Below are 22,198 nucleotides of genomic sequence, written 5' to 3'. Positions count from 1 at the left end.
AGATGCTCAATATTAAATCGGCAATCCGGATGAAACAATGAATCAACACGATCAAGCAGATATTTCTGCATCAACGCTGTACATCGTACCGACACCAATCGGCAATTTAGGGGACATTACCCAGCGTGCATTGGCGGTGCTCAGCAGCGTAGATTTGATTGCGGCGGAGGATACCCGCCATACCGGATTACTGCTGCAACACTTCGCCATTAGCGCCAAAATGTACCCTTTGCATGACCATAATGAGCAGCAAAAAGCCGAGCATTTATTAGCAAAATTGCAGAGTGGTCAAAGCATTGCGTTAGTTTCCGATGCCGGAACGCCGCTGATTAACGACCCCGGCTACCATCTGGTGCGTCGCTGCCGTGAAGCCGGTATTCGTGTGGTTCCTTTGCCGGGGGCCTGTGCCGCGATTGCGGCTCTGAGCGCCGCCGGTTTGCCTTCGGATAAATTCTGTTACGAGGGTTTTCTGCCTGCGAAAACAAAATCACGAAAAGATGCCCTTCAGGCACTGATTGAAGAGCCTCGCACCCTGATCTTCTACGAATCCACTCATCGCCTGCTCGACAGCCTGCAAGATATGGTGGAAGTCTGGGGGCCAGATCGCTATGTCGTGCTGGCGCGCGAAATCACTAAAACCTGGGAAAACATCCGTGGTGACGCCGTGGGCGCGCTGCTCGACTGGGTAAAAGAAGATGAAACCCGCAAACGTGGCGAAATGGTGCTGATTGTCGAAGGCCATAAAGTAGATACCGAAGCCTTACCGGCTGAGGCACTGCGCACGCTGGCGCTGCTACAAAAAGAGTTACCGCTGAAAAAGGCCGCCTCGCTGGCCGCCGAGATCCACGGCGTGAAGAAGAATGCGTTGTATAAATACGCACTCGACCAGCAAGAGGGTGACAAGTAGGCCATTATGGCCTATCATCCGCGCCGGAGTTGACCAGACAGTCGCCGCTTCGTTGCCGTCCCTTTCGGGGGAGACAGATGAAGGGGAGGAAAGTCCGGGCTCCATAGGGCAGGGTGCCAGGTAACGCCTGGGAAGCGCGAGCTTACGACAAGTGCAACAGAGAGCAAACCGCCGATGGCCCACGCAAGTGGGATCAGGTAAGGGTGAAAGGGTGCGGTAAGAGCGCACCGCGCGGCTGGCAACAGTTCGTGGCATGGTAAACTCCACCCGGAGCAAGGCCAAATAGGGGTTCACATGGTACGGCCCGTACTGAACCCGGGTAGGCTGCTTGAGCCAGTGAGCGATTGCTGGCCTAGATGAATGACTGTCCACGACAGAACCCGGCTTAACGGTCAACTCCTCCAATACGAAAAGGCCCGTGTAACGCAAGTTACACGGGCCTTCTTCATTTATGGCGTTTCGCGGTGAAGCTTATTGCGTCACACCGGCAGGTCGATCAGCAGGGCGCGCAGCGGGGTGCTGGCGGTCAGGCTGATTTCTGACTCACCTTGGATAAACGCGCCGTCGCCACACACCAGCTTCTGCTTCTCCTGACTCTCTGCGCCCAGGGCGTCGATGCGGCCGTGAATCGATTGCAAATAGGCTCGCGTGCCGCGTATCGGTAGAGTAATGCTCTCGCCTTCGCCCAGCTCAATATGATGGATCCACACCTGCTGGCGCAGCTGTAGGCTGCCTTTCTCGCCATCGGGCGATGCCAGCAACAGGTGCGGCTGCTGGCCGACCTTAAGCTGCTGGATCAGCGGATTTTCATGCTGCGGGCAGGCGTCCAGCCACAGCTGCATGCGGGTCAGAGGCTGGGTTGAACTCAGGTTCAGCTCGCTGTAAGCAACGTTATTCTGGGTTGAAAGCAGCACGGCTTCGCCCTCGTTGACGCGAACGCTATTGCCCTCGGCGTCGCGGTACTCCGCGCTGCCTTGCAGCACTAAATTCAGGATGTCGACGTGCGGGTAGGTGCGTGGCTGGAAGCTGGCACCCGGCGCCAGCACTTCCTGATTGAGAACGCGCAGTGACGCGTAGCCCATAAGTTTTGGGTCAAAATAGTGCCCAAATGAAAAGGTATAGCGCGCCTGAAGCCAACCAAAGTCAGCTGTGCCGCACTCTTTTGCAGTTCTGCTCTTAATCATTGCGGTCTGGCTCAGTTAAAAAAATTCCATACTTAAATGGTAAGCGTCTGGACGACTGATTGTTAGCCAGTTAATCTGGTCGGTATATTCAAATTTCCTGACAGAGAACCCCATGGCTAAGGATCGCGCACTCACACTTGAAGCACTCAGGGTCATGGATGCCATCGACCGGCGCGGCAGCTTTGCGGCGGCGGCAGACGAGCTAGGCCGCGTGCCTTCTGCATTGAGCTACACCATGCAGAAGTTGGAGGAAGAGCTGGACGTGGTGTTGTTTGACCGTTCAGGTCATCGGACAAAATTCACCAACGTTGGCCGCATGCTGCTCGAACGCGGCCGCGTTTTGCTCGAAGCCGCTGATAAACTTACCGTAGATGCCGAAGCGCTGGCGCGCGGTTGGGAAACCCAAATCACCATCGTTTGTGAAGCGCTGGTTCCCGCTACCCAGCTATTCCCGTTAATTGAAAAGCTGGCGCTGAAAGCCAACACGCAGGTATCGCTGATAACCGAAGTGCTAGCCGGTGCCTGGGAGCGTCTTGAGCAGGGCCGCGCCGACATTGTTATCGCGCCGGATATGCACTTCCGCTCATCGTCTGAAATCAACAGCCGCAAGCTCTATAAGCTGATGAGTGTCTATGTCGCCGCGCCGGATCACCCAATTCATCTGGAAGCCGAGCCGCTGTCGGAAGTCAGCCGGGTGAAATATCGCGGCATCGCGGTGGCGGATACCGCCCGCGAGCGCCCGACCCTCACCGTGCAGCTGCTGGATAAACAGCAGCGTTTAACCGTCAGTACCATTGAAGAGAAGCGACAGGCGCTGTTGGCAGGTTTGGGTGTGGCGACGATGCCTTATCCGATGGTGGAAAAAGATATCGCCGAGGGGCGTCTGCGGGTGGTGAGCGCGGAGTACAACCGCGAGGCGGAGATCATCATGGCGTGGCGCCGCGACAGCATGGGTGAAGCCAAGGCGTGGTTCCTGCGGGAAATCGCCAAGCTGCTTGCCACCCGCGACGCCAACTAGTCTTGCTCCCCCTCGCCAGAGGGGAAGCATGCGGCTTAGCTGAAACGCAGGTCGCGGCCGTGCTCGGCATCCAGATCCTGCGCCGGACCGGTGGAGATCACCCCGTGCGGATTGATGGTCGCGTGGCTGCGATAGTAATGATTGCGGATGTGCGCGAAGTCCACGGTTTCGGCAATGCCCGGCATTTGGTAGATGTCACGCAGGAAGCCGTAGAGGTTCGGGTAATCACTAATGCGATAGCGGTCGCACTTAAAGTGCGTGACGTACACCGGATCGAAGCGCACCAGTGTGGTCCACAGGCGCAAATCGGCCTCGGTTAGCTGGTTGCCGGTCAGGTAGCGATGTTTCTCCAGCAGGGCTTCGGCTCGGTCCAGCCCTTCAAATACCCCTTTTACCGCCTCGTCATAGGCTTCCTGCGAGGTAGCAAAACCCGCTTTATAGACGCCGTTGTTAATTAGTGGATAGACCCACTCATTCACTTCATCAATGGCCGAGCGCAGGTTTTCCGGGTAGTAATCCCCAGCGCGCGCGCCTTGGGCATCAAACGCGCTGTTGAACATACGGATGATGTCCGCCGATTCATTGCTGACGATGGTTTGCAGCTTTTTGTCCCACAGGATAGGCACGGTGACGCGCCCGGTGTAGTCCTTCTGCGCCCGCAGATAGATTTCATAGGCGAAGTTCAGGTGGTAAAGGTCATCGCCGGTCGCGGCAGGGAAGTCGGTGGCGAAGGTCCAGCCATTCTCCAGCATCAGCGGATGCACCACGGAAACTGGAATCAGCTTATCCAAGCCTTTCAGGGCGCGCATCAGTAAGGTGCGGTGCGCCCAGGGACAGGCGAGGGAGACATAAAGGTGATAGCGATTCGGCTCGGCGGCGAATCCGCTTTTGCCGTGCGGACCTGCCTCGCCGTTGGGGGTCACCCAATTGCGAAATTGCGATTCAGTGCGTTTGAAATGGCCGCCGGTAGATTTGGTGTCATACCAAACGTCATGCCATTTGCCTTCGACGAGTTGTCCCATGATCCCTCCTTTCCCATCATCCTTCGTGCTGAATCTTGGTGTACTGCATTGATGCAACGCGAATCATGCTGGGGAGATGTGCAGATAAGAAATAAAAAGGGCGAGGTGAATAATCACATCGCCCATCAGTCTATTGAGTATAGCGGCACATTCTTATGTGCGAACTGTTACCAGTTTTTCTTGATCAGGCGGTCGATGCTGATTGCGCCCGGACCCGCTACGAACAGGGCGAAGAAGCCACCGGCGATAGACAGGTTTTTCATGAACATCATCTGGTTTACGGCAACAGCAAAATCAGTGTGGAAGATCAGTGCAGTCAGGATGGTGAAGATTGCAGTGATAAACGCTGTAGTACGGGTCAGGAAGCCGAACAGAATGGCCAAGCCGCCGCCGAACTCAAGCAAAATGGTCAGTGGCAGCAGGAAAGATGGCACACCCATTGAGCTCATGTAAGCACCGGTTCCTGCGTAGTTGGTGATCTTGCCCCAGCCCGCAGTGATGAACAGAATCGGCATTAAGATACGAGCGATAAGCAGGACGGTATTGTTAACTTTGGTCATTTTCGACTCCGAAAAATGTTGCCCAAATTGGGCGACAATAATATTAACGGCACGTCCGGGTATTATCCCCAACCGTTACCGCGTCTGGTTGATGATGGGATAGTAAGGGGAAAGTTGAACAGTTGTTAGCAAGTAAAACTGTCTATTATTATCAAATAAATTGAACAGCGCGGCGGGAACTTAAAGAAACGGGCCAGTCGGAGAAACTCCGGACTGGCCCGTGGGGGAGCGCGTTGCGAGTTGATTAAAAATGAATTAGTCGATTTTAATCAATAAATTAGCGCTACGGCTTTATAAAGTTACGGCGGAAAAGCTGCACGGTGCCCCAGATACCAAAGGCGCGACGCGACCAGCGAACCACTTTACTTGGATGTCGGATGCCGTAAATCGCCAGAACGCTGGAACCCAGCACCAGGTATTTACGCATATCAATAAACTTCACCCAGCCGCGATCTACTTTTGCGGTTGCTTCGAGCCATTCGTGGCGGCCCGCAGACAACTCAGCGCGTTGGCGCTCGATTTTACGCAGCAGTTTTACTTTCTCGATAACGCGGTCAGGTGTGCTCATTGGTCATCCTTTTCCAGCAATGAACGGTCAATATCCAGCTGTTTACGCGTCATGCTCAACAAAGTTGAACGTTTCGCTTTCGACAGCGTCCAGAGACCTAATACCACCGCCAGGAACAGTAAAACGCCGGTGGTGGTGCCCATTGCAACAAGTCGATAAGCCGGGTCGATTGCCCAGAACAGCACAACCAATAGGCTCATTAAACCGAAAGCGGTAAAGATGAGGGTGATGCCCGCCATCAGCAAGAGTTGGAAAATATTGGCCTTTTCCTCTTCCAGCTCAATGACGGCCAGTCTGACACGCGTTTCAACCATGCCAACCAAAACGGTGACAATGCGTTGCGCCGTATCAAGTATCCCTTTGCCCGGTCCTTGTGGCGGAGTCTTTATCGGTTCAGCCATAATTAACGGCGGGCTAGCAGAACGCCAATGACTACGCCGACGGCAGCACCAATACCAACGCCAGTCCAAGGTTTGTCATGCACGTAATCATCAGCACGACCTGCGATTTCTTTCGAATGATGGGCCAGCTTATCGCCAGTATCACTCAGGCGAGAGCGGGTGTCTTTCAGCAGGCTTTCTGCCTTGCCGCGCAGCTTATCTAACTCTGCTTTTGGCTTATCGGTGGAAGTTTGAAGAACTTCTTCCAAAGTATCAGCCAACGATTTAAGTTCCGCGCGCAGATTTTCTGAGGTGGTGTTCTTAGCCATTTTTGTATCACTCCATACGTTAACTGATGCGAACTTTTAACATAGCGGATATCTGGGTTATCGCAACTTAGGCACCTGATTTAAGGACTAAAGCCCCCGATTTAAGGTTAAGCCTGAGTCAGATAACGCCATTTCACCGCTATGAACGGGGAAAATCGGTCTGACAGGGCTAATTATTGGCCCTGTGCTTCTTTCAATTCAGATTGTGCTTCGTCCAGCTTGTGCTGTTTCTTCTCGATCTTTTTGCTGTCGCCCGTGGCTTGGGCTTCTTTCAGCTCTTGCTCACGTTCCTGAACTTTTTCTTTCTTTTCAGCAACATGTTTTTCGTATTCGGCTTTGAGACCAGAGTCCGTGCAGTGCGCTTGGTTTTCGCTCAAGGCTTTTTGCAGGCCAGCGATCTGGTCTTTATTGTTGTGCTGATGTGCGTAATCAAGTTGGGTCTTGATTTGCTGTTGTTTAGCGGCGCAAGTCTGTGGCTGCGAAGCAGCGAGAGATGCGGCAGAAAATGCGAAAAGCGGTATAGCGAACAGCGCGGATAAACGCAGATTCATGAGGGTGTCTTCCTTAGTCATTGTGAAACGCTGGTGCATTTCTTCCGTAGGTAAAGCACTGAAAAACGTCTTATCGAAATGGGTCGATAGAAAAAATGCGCCGTCTTGGCACAGATAATTTTTCAATACAGTGGGATTAAGTATAACAGCAGATAATAGATGCGCTTAGGGGAGGATTCCGAAAGCGCGAGAGGGTTAACCTAATTTGAGCTGGTCGCGGGTGATTTTATGCACCCAGAGCTGGGATTGTGGCGGATCGCAGCGTTGGATGGAGAAGCCCAGCGGTAAGATATCCATCAAGGCGTGTTCCGCCAGTTCGCGCTGCTCCAGTGAGTCCAGTTCGACGATCAGCCCGTCCTGCACCGGCGTGATGCTCTGAATGCGAATGCCGCGCTGGTTCAGGCTTTGGTAAACATAAAAGCCGTCGGGCAGCGCCACGCCGGCCCGCACTGGGCGAATCTGCAGGGCGTTAGTGTTCTGCGGCATGCGGGCGACGGCAAATCCAATCACAATCGCCACCAACACCAGCGTCAGCAAGGTGATAGGCCACAGGATTGAGCGTTTAATCGGTTTGATTTTCACGGTGCCTTATCGCCCTTATTCTGACGATCGGCCTGCTTTTTACGCCACAGCAGCAGCAATGAGCCGCCAAGGCCACCCACCAGCAGCACCACCGGCAACAGCATCAGGCAGTTCATCAGCTGATCTTCGTACTTCAGGAACAGCGGCGTCTTACCCAAGAAATAGCCGAGGGTGGTCAAAATTAAGATCCACAGCAGGCCGCTCATCCAATTGAAGAACTGGAAACGCGCGTTGCTCAGCCCGGACAGGCCCGCGATGGTCGGTAATAAGGTTCTGACGAAGGCCAGAAAGCGGCCCACCAGCAGTGCGGAAAGCCCGTGGCGGTGGAACAGGTTGTGCGCGCGCTCGTGATACTGCACCGGGAGATGCGCCAGCCAGCCTTGCACTATTCGCGTATTGCCCAGCCACTTGCCCTGAATATAACTCAGCCAGCAGCCGAGGCTAGCGGCGGTGGTCAGCAGCACGATGGTAAGCGGGAAATTCATGGCGTCTTTAGCAATCAATACGCCGACTAAAATTAATAAGCTGTCGCCAGGCAGGAAGGCGGCGGGCAGCAGGCCGTTTTCGAGGAAGATAATCAAAAATAAAACGGTATATAACGTCCAGACCAGCGAAGGGTTGGCCAGAGTTTCATAATCTTGTTGCCATAAGGCATCGATAAGCGAACTAATGATTTCCATGTACTTTTGCGAAACTCCATCGTTTTCAGTTAACCCGCCTGAATCGACTACGGAGCAAGCATGCTCAACGCGAGACTTTCAGACCGAGAAGTACGCCTTTCCCTGGCGCTGCATTCGGGGCAAAAAGCCCAAAACGCCGTGAGTATTGATACATGCAGTATAGGAATTGATACAAAAGGCCGATTGATCACTGGCAATCAAATGCATCTTAAGTGCAAAAAAAACGTTGTAACCTTTATTTTCCTTAGTCTTTATGCGGGTATTTTGGACGATTCCTCGCATTAAGCGCATTTTATCGCTCGGCGCTTAGGTAATAAAAGTCGTCTAACTGTAACAAAACAACCACCTTTGAGACAGGTAAATATACCTGCTTGAGCGCATTGGTTTAAGTTCGCAACGCCATACGGGGCGCGCTTTTACACTGACTGACACAACTCGACAATGGCTGACAGGTAGAGGCTTATTTTTCTGACAAATGGGTAGGATTATTCAGAAGAAATTGATGAAAGCAGGTCGAGAAATCGGCCTGCTATAAGAGGCACTATTTGTTGTTTAGCGGAGTAGGGACATTGAGAGGTGGTGAATCGAGATGCACCACCGGGTTTTCTGAGTACATATAGCGATCAACGTTGAATTCAAAGTCATCGCTGGTGGCGCGGAACAGCATCTGCTTGGTGTTTTCCAGATGTTGCCACATCGCCAGCTTGGCGGCGTGCGGGTCGCGGCGGATCAGCGCCTTCAAAATTTTGTCGTGATCTTCACACCAGCCTTCGATCGATTTCTCATCAATATGTTCGTGCAGCTTGCGCCAGTAAGGGTTCTGCCGACGCTGGCTCCACATCTTCTCGACGATGGTCGCCATGGCGCTATTTTGGGTGGATTGCGCCACCTGAATGTGAAATTTCAAATCCCATTCTGAATCGCGAAAACGGTCTTCAAGCCGCGCCTGCTCTTGGATCTCCATCAGCCGGATAATGTCCTGCTTGGTGACCTGAGTCGCTGCAAACTCCGCGATATTGCTTTCAATCAGCTGGCGCGCCTGAAGCAGCTCAAAGGGGCCTGCCGCGCCGAAATCAAGGCCGGTACCGCCGCTGCCCGCCACCACCAGATGCTTCTGCTGGTTGGACATCACGTGAATGCCTGAGCCTTTGCGCACCTCCACGTAGCCTTCTACTTCGAGCATGATGATGGCTTCGCGCACCACGGTGCGGCTGACATTCATCTCTTCCGAAATCAGACGTTCGGCGGGCAATTTCTCGCCGACCGGATAAACGCCACCCTCAATTCTCTCTTTGAGCGTCGCGGCCAGTTGTTGATAAAGACGTCTGGTTTCAGTGGGTTCCATGATTTTACTCTTCATCACTTTGATAAATTGAATTGCGCGGGACTAGCGTTCCAAACTTGTTATACCAGTATACGAGGAAGTGCAGGGCGATGCACCGTGCAACTCAAGTGAAAACCGGTATGCCTTGCACAAGACATACCGGCGGAGACGAGTTTTAGACTTTCGCGGGCTGCAACGGCTGGGCAACAGGCTCAACCGCCGAGCGATTTTGCAATACGGTCCAGATAACAATCGCGCCGAGCAGGTCAAATACCGACAGCGCGGCAAACAGCGGGCTGAAGCCCAAGGTGTCAGCCAGTGCGCCCACCACTAAGGCGAACAGCGTGCTGGCGGTCCATGCTGCCATGCCGGTCAAACCATTGGCGGTCGCCACTTCGTTTCGGCCAAACACGTCAGAGGAGAGGGTGATCAGCGCGCCAGACAGCGACTGGTGGGCAAAGCCGCCGACGCACAACAGGGCGATGGCCGCGTAAGGGCTGGCGAACAGGCCAATCATCCCCGGACCAATCATCAGCAGCGCGCCCATGGTCACCACCAGTTTGCGCGAGACAATCAGGTTCACCTTGAAGTATTTCTGGAATAACGGCGGCAGATAGCCCCCCACGATGCAGCCTAAGTCGGCGAACAGCATCGGCATCCAGGCAAACATCGCAATATGCTTGAGGTCGAAGCCATAGGCTTTAAACATAAACAGTGGGATCCACGCGTTGAAGGTTCCCCACGCTGGTTCAGCCAGAAAACGCGGCAGCGCGATGCCCCAGAACTGGCGGTTACGCAGGATTTGCCATGCCGACATCTTCTTACTGTTTGAAGTTTGGTGCTGCGCTTCCTGACCACCCAGAATGTATTCGCGCTCAGGCTCGCTCAGCTTCTTCTGGTCTTTCGGGTGCTTATAAAACACCAGCCAGCACACCGCCCATACCAGACTCAGCACGCCGGTGATGATGAACGCCATCTGCCAACTGTGCATCACAATCGCCCACACTACCAGTGGTGGCGCAATCATGCCGCCGATGGAAGAGCCGACGTTGAAGTAGCCCACCGCGATGGAGCGCTCTTTGGCGGGGAACCACTCGCTGCTGGCTTTCAGGCCCGCCGGGATCATAGCCGCTTCTGCCATACCTACTGCGCCACGAGCGATAGCCAAGCCGCCCCAACTGCTGGCCAGCGCCGTCGCCATACAAAACAGCGCCCACATGATGGCAAACATGGCGTAGCCCACTTTGGTGCCCATCACGTCCAGCACGTAGCCCGCCACGGGTTGCATGATGGTGTAACAGGCTGAATAAGCAGCGATAATATAAGAATATTGTTGAGTGGTGATATGCAGTTGATCTTGTAATGTCGGTGCCGCCACGGCGATGGCATTACGTGTTAAATACCCCAGAACAGTACCGACGGTCACCAGTGCGATCATGTACCAGCGTAACCCTTTAATCTTACCCATTTCGTTCTCTCCAACCCAATGTAGTCGGCGATGGCTCGATACGGCCACGGCGCGAATAGCTCCGCCTGACGGCGGGCCTCGGCTTTATTGCTTCTTGGTTTTTTCTTTTGCCCAGCGAACGGTTCGCTAAAAAATGCCCAAACAACGGTGCCGTCGAGGTGGCAGGATCTCGACGGCACATTTGTTCGGGCAAAATTACGATAACTTGTCATACAGATTTAAAATTTGAATGACATCACAAAACCACATTTGAATAGTGTGGATAATGTGCGCTGGCTATATAAATTGATAAAATCCTTAAATATCAATAATTTTAAAGATTTTTTATTATTTCTCAGTCTATTGGCGAGCCGGGTTTAGCAAGAAATAGCGCTGGACGATAGCTTAAATTGGTGTGATAACTTTGCATCAAGAGAGATAACTCAAATTCACATCAAGGCGAGGAACCCCAAGATGGCGCAGTTTTTAACTGAAGATTTCCTGCTCGATACCGAAGTCGCACGTCGCCTGTACCACGACTATGCGAAAGATCAGCCGATTTTTGACTATCACTGTCACCTGCCGCCGGAACAGATTGCGCAGGACTATCAGTTTAAAAACCTCTACGACATCTGGCTGAAGGGGGATCACTACAAGTGGCGCGCCATGCGCACCAACGGCATGGCCGAGCGCCTGTGCACCGGCGACGCCAGCGACCGCGAGAAGTTTGATGCTTGGGCCGCCACCGTGCCTCACACCCTCGGTAACCCGCTCTATATCTGGACTCACCTTGAGCTGCGCCGCCCGTTCGGCATTATTGGCAAGCTGCTGTCGCCGAAAACTGCCGATGAAATTTGGGAGCGCGGCAATGAGCTGCTGGCACAGAAGAGCTTCAGCGCGCGCGGCATCATGAAGCAAATGAATGTGAAGATGGTCGGCACCACCGATGACCCGATTGACTCGCTGGAGCACCATAAAACCGTCGCCGAAGATGGCAATTTTGACATCAAAGTGCTGCCAAGCTGGCGTCCGGACAAGGCTTTCAACATTGATGCCGCTGGCTTCAACGATTACATCAAGCGCCTTGAGCAGACTTCAGATACCACCATTTCGCGTTTTAGCGATGTCTGCGACGCGCTGAAAAAACGCATGGATCACTTCGCGGCGCACGGCTGCAAGGTGTCAGACCACGCCCTGGACGTGGTGGTTTATGCCGAAGCTGACCCGGCCACGCTGGACGGCATTTTGTCTCGTCGCCTGAGCGGCAGCCTGCCGAGCAAAGAAGAGAGCGCGCAGTTCAAAACCGGCGTGTTGCTGTTCCTTGCTTCTGAATACCAGCGCCGCAACTGGGTGCAGCAGTACCACATCGGCGCGCTGCGTAATAACAACACCCGCATGTTTGAACTGCTGGGTGCCGACGTCGGCTTTGACTCTATTAATGACCAACCACTGGCCGAGCCGCTGTCGAAACTGCTGGGCGCGCAGGGGATGAACGGCGACTTGCCGAAAACCATTCTTTACTGCCTGAACCCGCGTGATAACGAAGTGCTGGCAACCATGGCGGTGAACTTCCAAGGCGACGGCATTCCGGGCAAAGTGCAGTTCGGCTCCGCGTGGTGGTTTAACGACCAAAAAGACGGCATGCAGCGCCAGATGATCCAGCTCGCCAACATGGGGCTGCTCAGCCGCTTCGTTGGCATGCTGACCGACAGCCGCAGCTTCCTGTCCTATACGCGCCATGAATACTTTCGCCGCATTCTTTGCCAGATGATAGGTCGCTGGGTGGAAGAGGGCGAAGCGCCAAATGACATCACGCTGCTCGGTAACATGGTGAAAAACATCTGTTTCGACAACGCCAAAAGCTACTTCGCGATTGAGCTTAACTGAGAGTGACGCACAGCATGACTGACACGGCGACTATGCAAAGCACCATTACTATTCACCCTGCTGATAATGTCGCCGTGGCACTGCGCGATCTCACCTGCGGAGAAATTACCGACACCGGCGCTGCTTTGCTGCAAGAGGTAGTGCGCGGCCACAAGTTTGCGCTACGCCCGATTGCCGCCGGAGAGCACATCATCAAATACGGCTTGCCGATTGGTCATGCGCTGGTGGACATCGCTGCCGGAGAACACATTCATTCGCAGAATGCCAAAACCAACCTCAGCGATCTCGACGCGTATCAGTATCAGCCGCAATTCGCCGCCGTGCCTGAACAAAAGGGCGATCGCGAGGTGCAGATTTACCGCCGCAAAAACGGGCAAGTCGGTATTCGCAACGAGCTGTGGCTGATCCCAACTGTCGGCTGCGTGAATGGCATCGCCAAGCAGATTCAGCAGCGTTTCCTCAAAGAAACTCAGCAGGCGGAAGGCATTGACGGGGTCTACCTGTTCACTCATCAGTTGGGCTGTTCGCAGCTCGGCGATGACCATATCAACACCCGCACTATGTTGCAGAACATGGTGCGCCACCCCAACGCGGGCGCGGTGCTGGTGATTGGTTTAGGCTGTGAAAACAATCAGGTGGACGTGTTCCGCGAAACCTTAGGAGAGGTCGATGAAGCTCGCGTGCGCTTTATGGCGTTGCAGAAATTCGATGACGAAGTTGAGGCGGGCGTCGCACGTTTGCACGAGCTTTACGCCGTGATGCGCAGTGACCAGCGCCAGCCGGGCAGGATGAGCGAGCTGAAATTCGGCTTAGAGTGCGGCGGGTCTGACGGACTGTCGGGCATCACCGCCAACCCGCTGCTCGGGCGTTTTTCGGATTACACCATTGCCAACGGCGGCACCACTGTGCTGACCGAAGTGCCGGAAATGTTCGGCGCGGAGCGCATTCTGATGAGCCGCTGCCGTGACGAGGCGACTTTCGACAAAACCGTCAGCATGGTGAATGACTTCAAGCAGTATTTCATTTCCCACAACCAGCCGATTTATGAAAACCCGTCGCCGGGCAACAAGGCGGGGGGCATCACTACCCTTGAGGAGAAGTCGCTGGGCTGTACGCAGAAAGCCGGGCATAGCCCGATTGTCGACGTGTTGAAGTATGGCGAACGCCTGACCGCGCACGGCCTGAACCTGCTGAGCGCGCCGGGCAATGACGCCGTCGCCACCAGCGCGCTGGCCGGAGCGGGCTGCCATATGGTGCTGTTCAGCACCGGGCGTGGCACGCCTTATGGCGGATTTGTGCCGACGGTAAAACTGGCGACCAACAGCGAACTGGCGGCCAAAAAGCCGCACTGGATCGACTTCGACGCCGGGCAGCTGATCCACGGCGTGAGCATGGATCAGCTGCTGGACAGCTTTGTGGATCTGATTGTGAAGATTGCCAGCGGCCAGCAGACCAAGAACGAGCTGAATGATTTTCGCGAGTTGGCGATTTTCAAAAGCGGCGTGACGCTGTAAACGTCAGAGAGAACGTGAGAGAAGGATCGGCCAGCGCCGATCCTTTTTTGATCAATCCAGCTTCAGCGGCGGCAACTGGGCAAAGATGCTCAGCAAACCTTCCCCCCAGCCTTTACGGATCATGTCGAAATAGGGATGTTCCTCCGTGACGCGGTACTGCTGCGCGGTGCTGAAACTGTCGGTCGGGTAGATCATCACGTCCAGCGGCAGGCCCACCGACAGATTACTGCGCAGGGTGGAATCCATCGAAATCAGCGCGCACTGCATAGCCTGTTCCAGCGGCGTGTTGTAAGTCAGCACGCGGTCGATAATCGGCTTACCGTACTTGCTTTCTCCCACCTGAAAATAGGGCGTGTCGTGGGTCGCTTCGATGAAATTGCCTTGCGGGTAAATGTGGAATAGCCGCAGCCCTTCGCCCTTAATCTGCCCGCCTAACAGCAAGTTACAGCTGAAATCGGTCATGCCACCCTGATTCGCGCCGCTGTCGCGGGCGATCACCTCTCTCACGGTTTCTCCCAGCAGGCTGGCAGCGTCGTACATCGACTCCACGTTGAGCATATTCTCGCGATCCGGGTCCAGACAGCGGCGGTGCAGCAGGCTGATGATGCTCTGTGTGGTCGCCAAATTTCCGGCACTTTGGATAACCAGCATCCTCTCATCGCTTTGATGAAAAACATGCAGTTTGCGGAAGGTGGAGATGTGGTCCACCCCGGCATTGGTGCGCGAATCTGAGACAAAAACCAGACCAGAGGACAAGCGCATGGCCACACAGTAAGTCATCGAAATCTACCTTTTCAGTAAGTCAGGGTCATTGGGGAATATCGAGCATTTGCACCGCCGCGACGGTATGCATATCTTCGCACCCTCCGCCTAACCGAACGCCACGCACCGGGCACGCATCAAGATAATCGATACCAATAGCGAGTTTCAAATGCTGATTCGGCTGGCAGGTATTGTTAGTCACGTCGAAGCTCTGCCAGTGTCCGTCGAGCCAGGCTTCGGCCCAGGCGTGCATCGCCACGTGGGTAGAATCCTCGGTGTAGAGATAGCCACTGACGTAGCGCGCCGGGATGCCCAAGCTGCGGCAGCAGGCGAGGAACACGTGGGTGTGGTCCTGACACACCCCCTGCTGGGCGGAAAACGCCTGCGAGGCGCTGTCTTTCACCGTGGTGGTGCCGGGGCTGTAAGGCATTTTCATCAACAGTTCGCCCATTAAGGCGCGCAGGCTTTCATGCTGGGCCTGCGGGCGATAATAGCGGCTGGCGAAGTCGCGGATCGCGCCGTCGGCCTGGGTCAGCGGGCTGGTGCGCAGGAACACCAGCGGCGATAAATGGCCGCAGTTGTCATCCTCCACGTTGTCTTCGATTTCCACCACGCCGTTAGCTTCAATGGTGATAGCCTGATGCGGCTGGTCCAGCGTCAGTACGTGCAGCACGTTGCCATAGGCGTCCAGCGTGCGGGTGGCGAACTCCGGCAGGGTTAAATCCCACGACAAAATCTTCTGATGGCTGGAGTCTTGCGGGGTGAGGCGCAGATACTGAGTGCTGCGTTTCACCTGCTGCGCATAGGTGTAATGCGTCTGATGACTGACATTAAGCTTCATTATTGGGCCTCCAGATAAGTGTGGTGAATGCTTTCGGCGATGGCACTGGTTTGGCTCAGGAATTGCGCCAGCCATTCGCGCAGGCCCACCTTCAGAATGTCGTCCAGCGTGCTGAAACGCAGTTCGGCGTGCAGGGTGTGGACCAGGCGGCGCGGCAAGTTGCCGGTGCGGCCGCCAATCAGCTCCAGCTGTTCGGCCATGATCTCCACGCAGGCCAGCAGCGAGCGGGGCAGTTCGCGGCGCAGGATCAGCAGATCGGCGATGGTTTCGCGGCTGATTTGCTGCTTATAAAGAGTATGGAAAGCCTCGCGGGCGCTAACCGCGCGCAGCAGGGTGTCCATCCGGTAATACTCGCGCACCGGGTCTTCATCGGCATCGAGCAGCTGGTTTTTGGCGTCCAGCAGCCGCGCCGTGCTGTCGGCGCGCTCGAGCATGGTGCCAAGGCGGATAAAATAGAGCGCGTCGCTGCGCAGCAGAGTGCCAAACATAGCCCCCCGAAACAGGTGCGAACGCTCCTTCACCCAGTCGAAAAAGGCGTCTGCGCCGACCGACGCCACGCCTTGGCGGCGGATCTGCTTCATCTCAATCCACGAGGCGTTAATGCTCTCCCACACTTCCGACGACAGGCTGCCGCGCACCGCGTGGGCGTTGTTCCACGCCATCTGCATACAGCTGAAGATGCTGCTGTGGTTAAGGCTGTCCAGCGCGAAGAAGTTGAGCAGGTTGCCCATAGTGACCTGCGGATAATTGTCGCTGAACAGCTGCCGGGTGCCTGTGAGGGTCAGCGGCACCAGTAAATCGTTCCGCTCATCTTCCAGCTGAGATTGGTCGCGAATCGACATCATCGACAGCTTGTTGGTGACGTCGAGTAGGCGGGCAATGTTCTCGGCGCGCTCCAGATAGCGCGCCATCCAGTACAGCTCGCTGGCGGTTCTGCTTAGCATGCGTCATCCTCCGCAACCTGGCCGTTGACCGGCTCATCCTCTAACACCCAAGTATCTTTGGTCCCGCCGCCCTGCGACGAGTTGACCACCAGCGAACCTTCAGCCAGCGCCACGCGGGTTAGGCCGCCGGGCACCAGACGGACTTCCGCGCCAGTCAGCGCAAAGGGGCGCAAGTCGATATGGCGCGGTGCCAGCCCGTTACCGACAAAGGTCGGGCAGGTGGAAAGTGCCAGCGTTTCCTGCGCGATGTAGTTCTGTGGGCGGGCTTTGAGCAGTTCGCGGAAACGTTCTATCTCGGCTTTGCTGGCCGTCGGCCCTATCAACATGCCGTAGCCGCCTGCGCCGTGAACCTCTTTCACCACCATTTTTTCCAGATTCGCCAGCACGAAGCTCAGGGCTTTTTCATCGCGGCACTGCCACGTCGGCACATTATTCAGGATCGGATCTTCCGCCAGATAGAAGCGGATCATCTCCGGCACATAAGGGTAGATGGACTTGTCGTCGGCGACGCCGGTGCCGATAGCGTTCGCCAGCACCACGCCCCCGGCGCGATAGACCGACAGCAGCCCCGGCACGCCGAGCATGGAGTCAGCGCGGAAGGCCAGCGGGTCGAGGAAGGCGTCATCAATGCGGCGGTAAATCACGTCGATTTTGCACGGGCCGGAGGTGGTACGCATAAAGACCGCGCCATCTTTGACAAACAAATCAACGCTTTCCACCAGCTCGACCCCCATCTGCTGGGCGAGGAAGCTGTGCTCGAAATAGGCGCTGTTGAAACGCCCCGGCGTCAGCACCACAACGGTTGGGTCATTGACCGGCGTGCTTTCACGCAGGGTTTGCAGCAGGTGGGAAGGGTAGCGCGACACCGGCGCGATGCGCTGCTCGGCGAACAGTTCAGGATAGAGCCGCATCATCATTTTGCGGTTTTCCATCATATAAGAGACGCCGGACGGCGTGCGCAGGTTGTCTTCCAGCACGTAATATTCGCCATCGCCGCCGCGCACCATGTCGGTTCCGGCGATGTGCGCATAGGTGTTGCGATGCAGATCTACCCCCTGCATGCAGGGCTGGTACTGCTCGTTGGCGAGCACCTGCTCGGCAGGCACGATGCCCGCCTTAAGGATCTTCTGGTCGTGATAGATATCATGCAGAAAGGCATTAAGTGCCTCAACGCGCTGGCGAATGCCGAGATCTAACATCTTCCATTCATTGGCTGGAATGATGCGCGGCACGCTGTCGAACGGGATCAGTCGCTCCGCGCCGTCATCTTCGCCATAAACATTAAAGGTAATCCCCACCCGGTGAAACAGCAGCGCGGCTTCCTCCTTCTTGCGCTGTACGGCCTGTTGATCTGCCTGCTGTAACCATTGCCAGTAAGCTTGATAGTGGTCGCGGTGTTGCCCCTGCGCCATTAGCATTTCATCAAAAAAGGGTGAATCAGAAAGCTCGATATTAATCATATTCACCTCACTGACAGGACGGGCTGCTTCATTGTTTTTCAATACGCATTAGTGATCAGGCATAAACCATGCCAGCGTGCATAAACCGCAGAAAACTCAGTAGAAAGAGGCTATTTCGCGCTATTTCAGTGCGCCAGATAAGGCGGCTGCCTGAATACAGGGCAGAAAATGGGCAGATGTCTTAAGTATGGTCGGTGATGAGGCAATAACAATGTGGCGGGAAATGGGGCAGAAAAAGGCATAAAAAAGCCAGCCCGCAGGCTGGCTATTGCACGGCGCGTGGGTCGAATTAACGACGAACGGCGATGGCTTCGATTTCGATTTTCACATCTTTCGGCAGACGAGCCACTTCAACACAAGAACGAGCCGGGAATGGCGCATTGTGCTCGGTGAAGAAAGCTTCGTAAGTGGCGTTAACCGTGGCGAAGTCATTCAGATCTTTAACGAAAACAGTGGTTTTCACGATGTCTGAGACCTTGAGGCCAGCGGCTTCCACGATCGCCTGAACGTTGACCAGAGACTGACGTGCCTGAGCGGCGATGTCATCGGCAACTGCACCGGTTTTTGGATCAACCGGGATCTGGCCGGAAGTGATGATCATGCTGCCCAGATCAACGCCCTGAACGTAAGGACCGATAGCTGCTGGTGCATTTTCAGTGCTAATTTCGCGGGACATAGTGTCTCCTGATTTAAGTGATAAGGAAGGATAGCTTGCCGACAGTATAAAGGGCGCAGATGAAAAGTCATTACGCCCGATCAGGTCACGGCTTATTCATCGCTGCTCATCACCACCTGATGCTCGAACTCTTTCTCGCAATATTTGCATTGCAGGTGCACTTCGCTCTGGCGCTGCTTGACGCTAAAGCTCGAGGCCACCGGCTCAGAGCGGCTGATGCAGTTGCTGTTCGGGCAGTGCAGCACGCCGTCGATACGGTCCGGCAGGCTGGGGGTCAGCTTCTTCACCACTTCGTAATCGTCGATGCGGTTCACCGTGGCTTTCGGCGCGTAAACCGCCAGCTGGTTGACCTGCTGCTCGGTCAGGAAGGTGTTTTCGATTTTAATAATGTCTTTGCGGCCCAGCTCGTTCGACGGCAGGTTCAGGCCAATGGTGATGCGCTGGTCGGTTTCAGTCAGCTTAAACAGTGACAGCAGCTTGAAGCCTACCTGAGCCGGAATATGGTCGATGACGGTGCCGCATTTGATGGCTTCAACCTGAAGTTTGTTATCGTGAGTCATGCTGTTATCTCCTCAAGTTTAGTGGGCAGTGTCGGCGTTAAGAACCAGTGCCAGCAAGGCTTGGCGGGCATAAATGCCGTTACCAGCTTGCTGGAAGTACCAGGCGTAAGGGGTTTTATCGACGTCGGTGGTGATCTCGTCGATGCGCGGCAACGGGTGCAGCACTTTCAGATGTGACTGGGCACTCTGTAGGTCATTGGCGCGCAGGATAAACTGGGCTTTGACGTTGGCGTACTCCGACGGGTCCAGACGCTCTTTCTGCACGCGAGTCATGTAGAGAATATCCAGCTCCGGCACCACTTCGTCGATGCTCTGATGCAGGCTGTACTCAATGCCTTTCTCTTCCAGCAGGGAGAGAATATAGCCCGGCATGGCCAGCGCGTCCGGGGCGATAAAGTAGAAACGGTTGCCTTTGAATTTCGCCAGCGCCTGCGCCAGCGAGTGGACGGTGCGGCCATATTTCAGGTCACCGACCATGGCTATTTTGATGTTGTCCAGACGGCCCTGAGTTTCGCGAATGGTGAACAGGTCGAGCAGGGTCTGCGTCGGGTGCTGGTTGGCACCGTCGCCGGCGTTGAGGATGGGAATGCCGCCGGAGAATTCAGTGGCTAAGCGCGCCGCGCCTTCCTGCGGGTGGCGCATCACGATGGCGTCCACGTAGGTGCCAATCACCGATATGGTGTCGGCCAGCGTTTCGCCTTTCTTACCAAGCGACGTGTTGGAGCCGTCGGCGAAACCGACCACCGAAGCGCCCAGACGGTGGATTGAGGTTTCGAACGATAAGCGCGTGCGGGTCGATGCTTCGAAGAAGCAGCTGGCAATCACTTTATGCTTCAACAGTTCAGGCTGTGGATTGGCTTTCAGGCTGGCCGCGGTGTCGAGCACCAGTTCTAACTCTTCACGACTGAGATCGTTAATCGAGATGATGTGTTTTTGGTACAGCGGATTAGCCATGACGTATTTCCTCAGCAGTTAGGGTTCTTAACCTCAAATTCTGGACAAAAAAAAGCCCCTTCAATGAGGGGCTTTCAATAATTCAGCAATGCAACGGAAGAACAACGGCAGCGGGCTGCCTTCAGGTACGGCGTGTTGAGCATGTTTTTTAACATCACAAACCTGACAATTGTTCATGGGTTCTCCCGGCAAATTGTGGCGCATTATACGCGCAGATTTTCGTGCTGCAAGCGAAAATCGGCCTGAATCGATTCTAAAAGCAAACGATTGGCAGCCCACTTACCGTTTGAAGATTTTCATTCTCCAGCGACGCATGCGGCCCAGACGCTCCGGAGCCTTCAGCTTGTGCTTGATCCACACCACCTGCCACGGCTGGAGGCGGGTTTGGCCGTCAAACGGCACATCGGCAATCAAATCCTTGCCTTCAATCGCCAGTTTAACCACCTGCGTTTGGTTGCTGATGTTGAACACGCAGGTGATTTTGTCTTCCGTCAGCGGATCATAGCGCTCCATGGCAAACAGCGATTTCCCCATGTCGAACACCCGCTGCCCGGCCTGTGGCGAGAAGGCCGGATGGGCGCGACGGTGCTTGATCAGATTACTCAGTCCGTAAAACACCTTTGAGCTCAGGCTGTCAGTTTTTTCCAGCCCGGCCTCCACTTGGTCTAGCTTGAGCTTCTTGCGGTTAATGCGGCGATTTAGCCCCGACTGGTGCATACCCTCGAGGTCATTTTCGCTGCCCAGCAGGCTGTGAATATAGATGGCCGGCACGCCGATGAAGGAGAGCAGCAGGGCCTGCGCCGCGAGGAATTTCCGCGCTTTGGTGTCGACGTCGTCATCCGGCTCGGTCAGAGCGCTGAGGAAGTTGATGTTCAACTCGTAGGGCGAGTGGGTGCCGTCGCCGTTGTCCTTGTAGGAGACGCGGCCCTCTTTGCGCAACGTCTCCTGCGCCATGTATTTGCGCTCGTCGTCGCTGAGGAAAGTTTCGGTCGGGCGCAGGCCGATGCCGTCATGGCTGGCTAAAAAGTTGAAATAGGTAGTTTCCGGGTAGCGCGCCTCGGCGTTGAGGCTCTGCGCCCACTGGGTCAGCGTGGTGGTGTCTTGGCGCAGGAAGGCATGCAGGGTCAGCGGCGGCAGCGGGAACTGGTACACCATGTGGGCTTCGTCGCCTTCGCCAAAGTAGCTGATGTTCTCGTGATGCGGCACGTTGGTTTCGGTGATGAGCCGCGTGCCGGGGATCACTTCATCCAGAATGGTGCGCCACACTTTGATGATGTTGTGCGCCTGCGGCATATGGATACAGCGAGTGCCGACCTCTTTCCAAATATAGCCAATGGCGTCGAGGCGAATCGACTGCCCGCCGCTGGCGGCGTATTGCAGCAGCACGTCGATGCTCTCCAGCAGCACCTGCGGGTTTTTGAAATTGATGTCGACCTGATCCTCGCTGAAGGTGGTCCACAGATACAGCTCGGTGCCGTCGGCTTTGATAAACGGCGTCAGCAGCGGCAGAGCGCGGGGGCGCACCACGCGGCTGTAATCCAGCTCCGGGTTGGAGTCGATAAAGTAATCTTTGTAGTAAGGATCGTCGTGCAGATAGCCCTTCATCCAGTCGCTGGATCGCGAAATGTGGTTGATCACGCAGTCGAACATCAGGTTGAAGTGGGAAGAGAGCTGGTGGATGTCCTGCCAACCGCCAAGATGTTCGTCAATCCGGCGATAGTCGATGACGCTGAAACCATCATCCGAGCTGTAGGGATACATCGGTAAGATATGGATATCGCTGATGATTTCGCGCAGATACTTGTCGGCAAAATGATTCAGGGTCGCCAGCGGTTTCTGCTCGCCGTGGCTGATATTGTCGCCATAGGTGATGAGGTAAATGTTGGTGCCATCGACCCAATCCTGAGTGCGGTGTTTGCCGTAATTCCATTTTTCGGCCAGTTGCAGGATCTGTTTCAGTAAATCGGCAATGTGTTCTCTGGGATAGATCCGGCTCAGTAAACTTTCCAGTCGCAAGACATATTCCAAATTGACTGATTTCATATCGT

General features: G+C 55.1%; 23 protein-coding genes and 1 other RNA gene. 5 read left to right on the top strand and 19 right to left on the bottom strand.

Features of this window, described 5'->3' with window-relative positions; all coding sequences use genetic code 11:
- The first annotated feature begins 37 nt into the window (after positions 1 to 37).
- A complete protein-coding gene (gene rsmI / locus ACT3RR_RS18030; RefSeq protein WP_353500795.1) occupies positions 38 to 907 on the top strand; it encodes a 16S rRNA (cytidine(1402)-2'-O)-methyltransferase in 870 nt (289 codons plus the stop codon).
- Positions 908 to 932: 25 nt separating this feature from the next.
- Positions 933 to 1,311, top strand: an RNA gene (gene rnpB, locus ACT3RR_RS18025) — RNase P RNA component class A.
- Positions 1,312 to 1,386: 75 nt separating this feature from the next.
- On the opposite strand, the gene ACT3RR_RS18020 is transcribed toward rnpB, so the two are convergent.
- A complete protein-coding gene (locus tag ACT3RR_RS18020) occupies positions 1,387 to 2,091 on the bottom strand; it encodes a pirin family protein (protein WP_496200862.1) in 705 nt (234 codons plus the stop codon).
- A gap of 112 nt (positions 2,092 to 2,203) precedes the next feature.
- Here ACT3RR_RS18020 and ACT3RR_RS18015 point away from each other — a divergent pair, with 112 nt between their 5' ends.
- Positions 2,204 to 3,109: a LysR family transcriptional regulator gene (locus ACT3RR_RS18015; protein WP_396131515.1), complete on the top strand. Its 906-nt coding sequence runs from the start codon at positions 2,204 to 2,206 to the stop codon at positions 3,107 to 3,109.
- A gap of 35 nt (positions 3,110 to 3,144) precedes the next feature.
- Here the strand turns inward: ACT3RR_RS18015 and ACT3RR_RS18010 are convergent, their stop codons facing one another.
- The 10 genes from ACT3RR_RS18010 to ACT3RR_RS17965 form a co-directional block, all read right to left on the bottom strand.
- Positions 3,145 to 4,131 carry a glutathione S-transferase family protein gene (locus ACT3RR_RS18010; RefSeq protein ID WP_496200861.1) on the bottom strand — a complete coding sequence of 329 codons (987 nt, stop codon included), beginning with the start codon at positions 4,129 to 4,131 and terminating at the stop codon, positions 3,145 to 3,147.
- 167 nt (positions 4,132 to 4,298) lie between these two features.
- Positions 4,299 to 4,691 (bottom strand): DoxX family protein, encoded by a 393-nt coding sequence (locus ACT3RR_RS18005; RefSeq protein WP_034786772.1) that lies wholly within the window; start codon positions 4,689 to 4,691, stop codon positions 4,299 to 4,301.
- Between the two features lie 283 nt (positions 4,692 to 4,974).
- Positions 4,975 to 5,259, bottom strand: a complete 285-nt coding sequence (locus tag ACT3RR_RS18000) for a YqjK-like family protein (protein ID WP_486031469.1) — start codon at positions 5,257 to 5,259, stop codon at positions 4,975 to 4,977.
- Entirely contained in the window at positions 5,256 to 5,660 is a 405-nt protein-coding gene (locus tag ACT3RR_RS17995; RefSeq protein ID WP_034786781.1) for a phage holin family protein, read from the bottom strand. The genes ACT3RR_RS18000 and ACT3RR_RS17995 overlap by 4 nt, the downstream gene beginning before the upstream one ends.
- 2 nt (positions 5,661 to 5,662) lie before the next feature.
- Positions 5,663 to 5,968 carry an ElaB/YgaM/YqjD family protein gene (locus tag ACT3RR_RS17990; RefSeq protein ID WP_353500799.1) on the bottom strand — a complete coding sequence of 102 codons (306 nt, stop codon included), beginning with the start codon at positions 5,966 to 5,968 and terminating at the stop codon, positions 5,663 to 5,665.
- Positions 5,969 to 6,141: 173 nt separating this feature from the next.
- Positions 6,142 to 6,519: a DUF1090 domain-containing protein gene (locus ACT3RR_RS17985; RefSeq protein WP_496200860.1), complete on the bottom strand. Its 378-nt coding sequence runs from the start codon at positions 6,517 to 6,519 to the stop codon at positions 6,142 to 6,144.
- A gap of 195 nt (positions 6,520 to 6,714) precedes the next feature.
- A complete protein-coding gene (gene mzrA, locus ACT3RR_RS17980; protein WP_353500801.1) occupies positions 6,715 to 7,101 on the bottom strand; it encodes an EnvZ/OmpR regulon moderator MzrA in 387 nt (128 codons plus the stop codon).
- Complete coding sequence (locus ACT3RR_RS17975) at positions 7,098 to 7,781, bottom strand: DedA family protein (protein ID WP_353500802.1); 684 nt, start codon at positions 7,779 to 7,781, stop codon at positions 7,098 to 7,100. Before ACT3RR_RS17975 ends, mzrA begins: the two co-directional genes overlap by 4 nt.
- 541 nt (positions 7,782 to 8,322) lie before the next feature.
- Positions 8,323 to 9,126 (bottom strand): transcriptional regulator ExuR, encoded by an 804-nt coding sequence (gene exuR, locus ACT3RR_RS17970; protein WP_353500803.1) that lies wholly within the window; start codon positions 9,124 to 9,126, stop codon positions 8,323 to 8,325.
- Positions 9,127 to 9,280: 154 nt separating this feature from the next.
- On the bottom strand, positions 9,281 to 10,573 hold the full coding sequence (locus ACT3RR_RS17965; protein ID WP_496200859.1) for an MFS transporter: 1,293 nt from the start codon (positions 10,571 to 10,573) through the stop codon (positions 9,281 to 9,283).
- 453 nt (positions 10,574 to 11,026) lie between these two features.
- Between ACT3RR_RS17965 and uxaC the strand changes: the two genes are divergently transcribed.
- Together uxaC and ACT3RR_RS17955 are read left to right on the top strand one after the other, a co-directional pair.
- Positions 11,027 to 12,439 carry a glucuronate isomerase gene (uxaC, locus tag ACT3RR_RS17960; protein ID WP_496200858.1) on the top strand — a complete coding sequence of 471 codons (1,413 nt, stop codon included), beginning with the start codon at positions 11,027 to 11,029 and terminating at the stop codon, positions 12,437 to 12,439.
- 32 nt (positions 12,440 to 12,471) lie between these two features.
- The gene (locus ACT3RR_RS17955; protein WP_496200902.1) at positions 12,472 to 13,953 is read left to right on the top strand and encodes a UxaA family hydrolase; all 1,482 of its coding nucleotides are present in this window, start codon (positions 12,472 to 12,474) and stop codon (positions 13,951 to 13,953) included.
- A 51-nt stretch (positions 13,954 to 14,004) separates the two neighbouring features.
- Here ACT3RR_RS17955 and ACT3RR_RS17950 read toward each other — a convergent pair whose 3' ends face one another.
- The 8 genes from ACT3RR_RS17950 to ACT3RR_RS17915 all read right to left on the bottom strand — a co-directional run bounded on the left by ACT3RR_RS17950 (position 14,005) and on the right by ACT3RR_RS17915 (position 22,193).
- Positions 14,005 to 14,733, bottom strand: coding sequence for a proteasome-type protease (locus tag ACT3RR_RS17950; protein ID WP_353500807.1), 729 nt, complete (start codon positions 14,731 to 14,733; stop codon positions 14,005 to 14,007).
- Between the two features lie 28 nt (positions 14,734 to 14,761).
- Positions 14,762 to 15,556, bottom strand: a complete 795-nt coding sequence (locus ACT3RR_RS17945) for a transglutaminase family protein (protein WP_034786809.1) — start codon at positions 15,554 to 15,556, stop codon at positions 14,762 to 14,764.
- The gene (locus ACT3RR_RS17940) at positions 15,556 to 16,500 is read right to left on the bottom strand and encodes an alpha-E domain-containing protein (RefSeq protein WP_496200857.1); all 945 of its coding nucleotides are present in this window, start codon (positions 16,498 to 16,500) and stop codon (positions 15,556 to 15,558) included. The genes ACT3RR_RS17945 and ACT3RR_RS17940 overlap by 1 nt, the downstream gene beginning before the upstream one ends.
- Positions 16,494 to 17,960, bottom strand: a complete 1,467-nt coding sequence (locus ACT3RR_RS17935) for a circularly permuted type 2 ATP-grasp protein (RefSeq protein WP_034786816.1) — start codon at positions 17,958 to 17,960, stop codon at positions 16,494 to 16,496. The genes ACT3RR_RS17940 and ACT3RR_RS17935 overlap by 7 nt, the downstream gene beginning before the upstream one ends.
- 289 nt (positions 17,961 to 18,249) lie before the next feature.
- Entirely contained in the window at positions 18,250 to 18,636 is a 387-nt protein-coding gene (gene ridA / locus ACT3RR_RS17930; protein ID WP_034786820.1) for a 2-iminobutanoate/2-iminopropanoate deaminase, read from the bottom strand.
- A gap of 92 nt (positions 18,637 to 18,728) precedes the next feature.
- The gene (gene pyrI / locus ACT3RR_RS17925) at positions 18,729 to 19,196 is read right to left on the bottom strand and encodes an aspartate carbamoyltransferase regulatory subunit (RefSeq protein WP_353500810.1); all 468 of its coding nucleotides are present in this window, start codon (positions 19,194 to 19,196) and stop codon (positions 18,729 to 18,731) included.
- A gap of 18 nt (positions 19,197 to 19,214) precedes the next feature.
- Positions 19,215 to 20,150, bottom strand: coding sequence for an aspartate carbamoyltransferase (pyrB, locus tag ACT3RR_RS17920; protein ID WP_485902175.1), 936 nt, complete (start codon positions 20,148 to 20,150; stop codon positions 19,215 to 19,217).
- Positions 20,151 to 20,429: 279 nt separating this feature from the next.
- Entirely contained in the window at positions 20,430 to 22,193 is a 1,764-nt protein-coding gene (locus ACT3RR_RS17915; RefSeq protein WP_486031461.1) for a sugar phosphorylase, read from the bottom strand.
- Between the last annotated feature and the right edge of the window lie 5 nt (positions 22,194 to 22,198).

The sequence above is a fragment of the Ewingella sp. AOP8-B2-18 genome (genome assembly GCF_052376015.1).
Lineage (GTDB): Bacteria > Pseudomonadota > Gammaproteobacteria > Enterobacterales > Enterobacteriaceae > Ewingella > Ewingella allii.
Note: the sequence above shows the minus strand (reverse complement) of the source record. Positions and strands in the feature narration are given on the sequence as shown.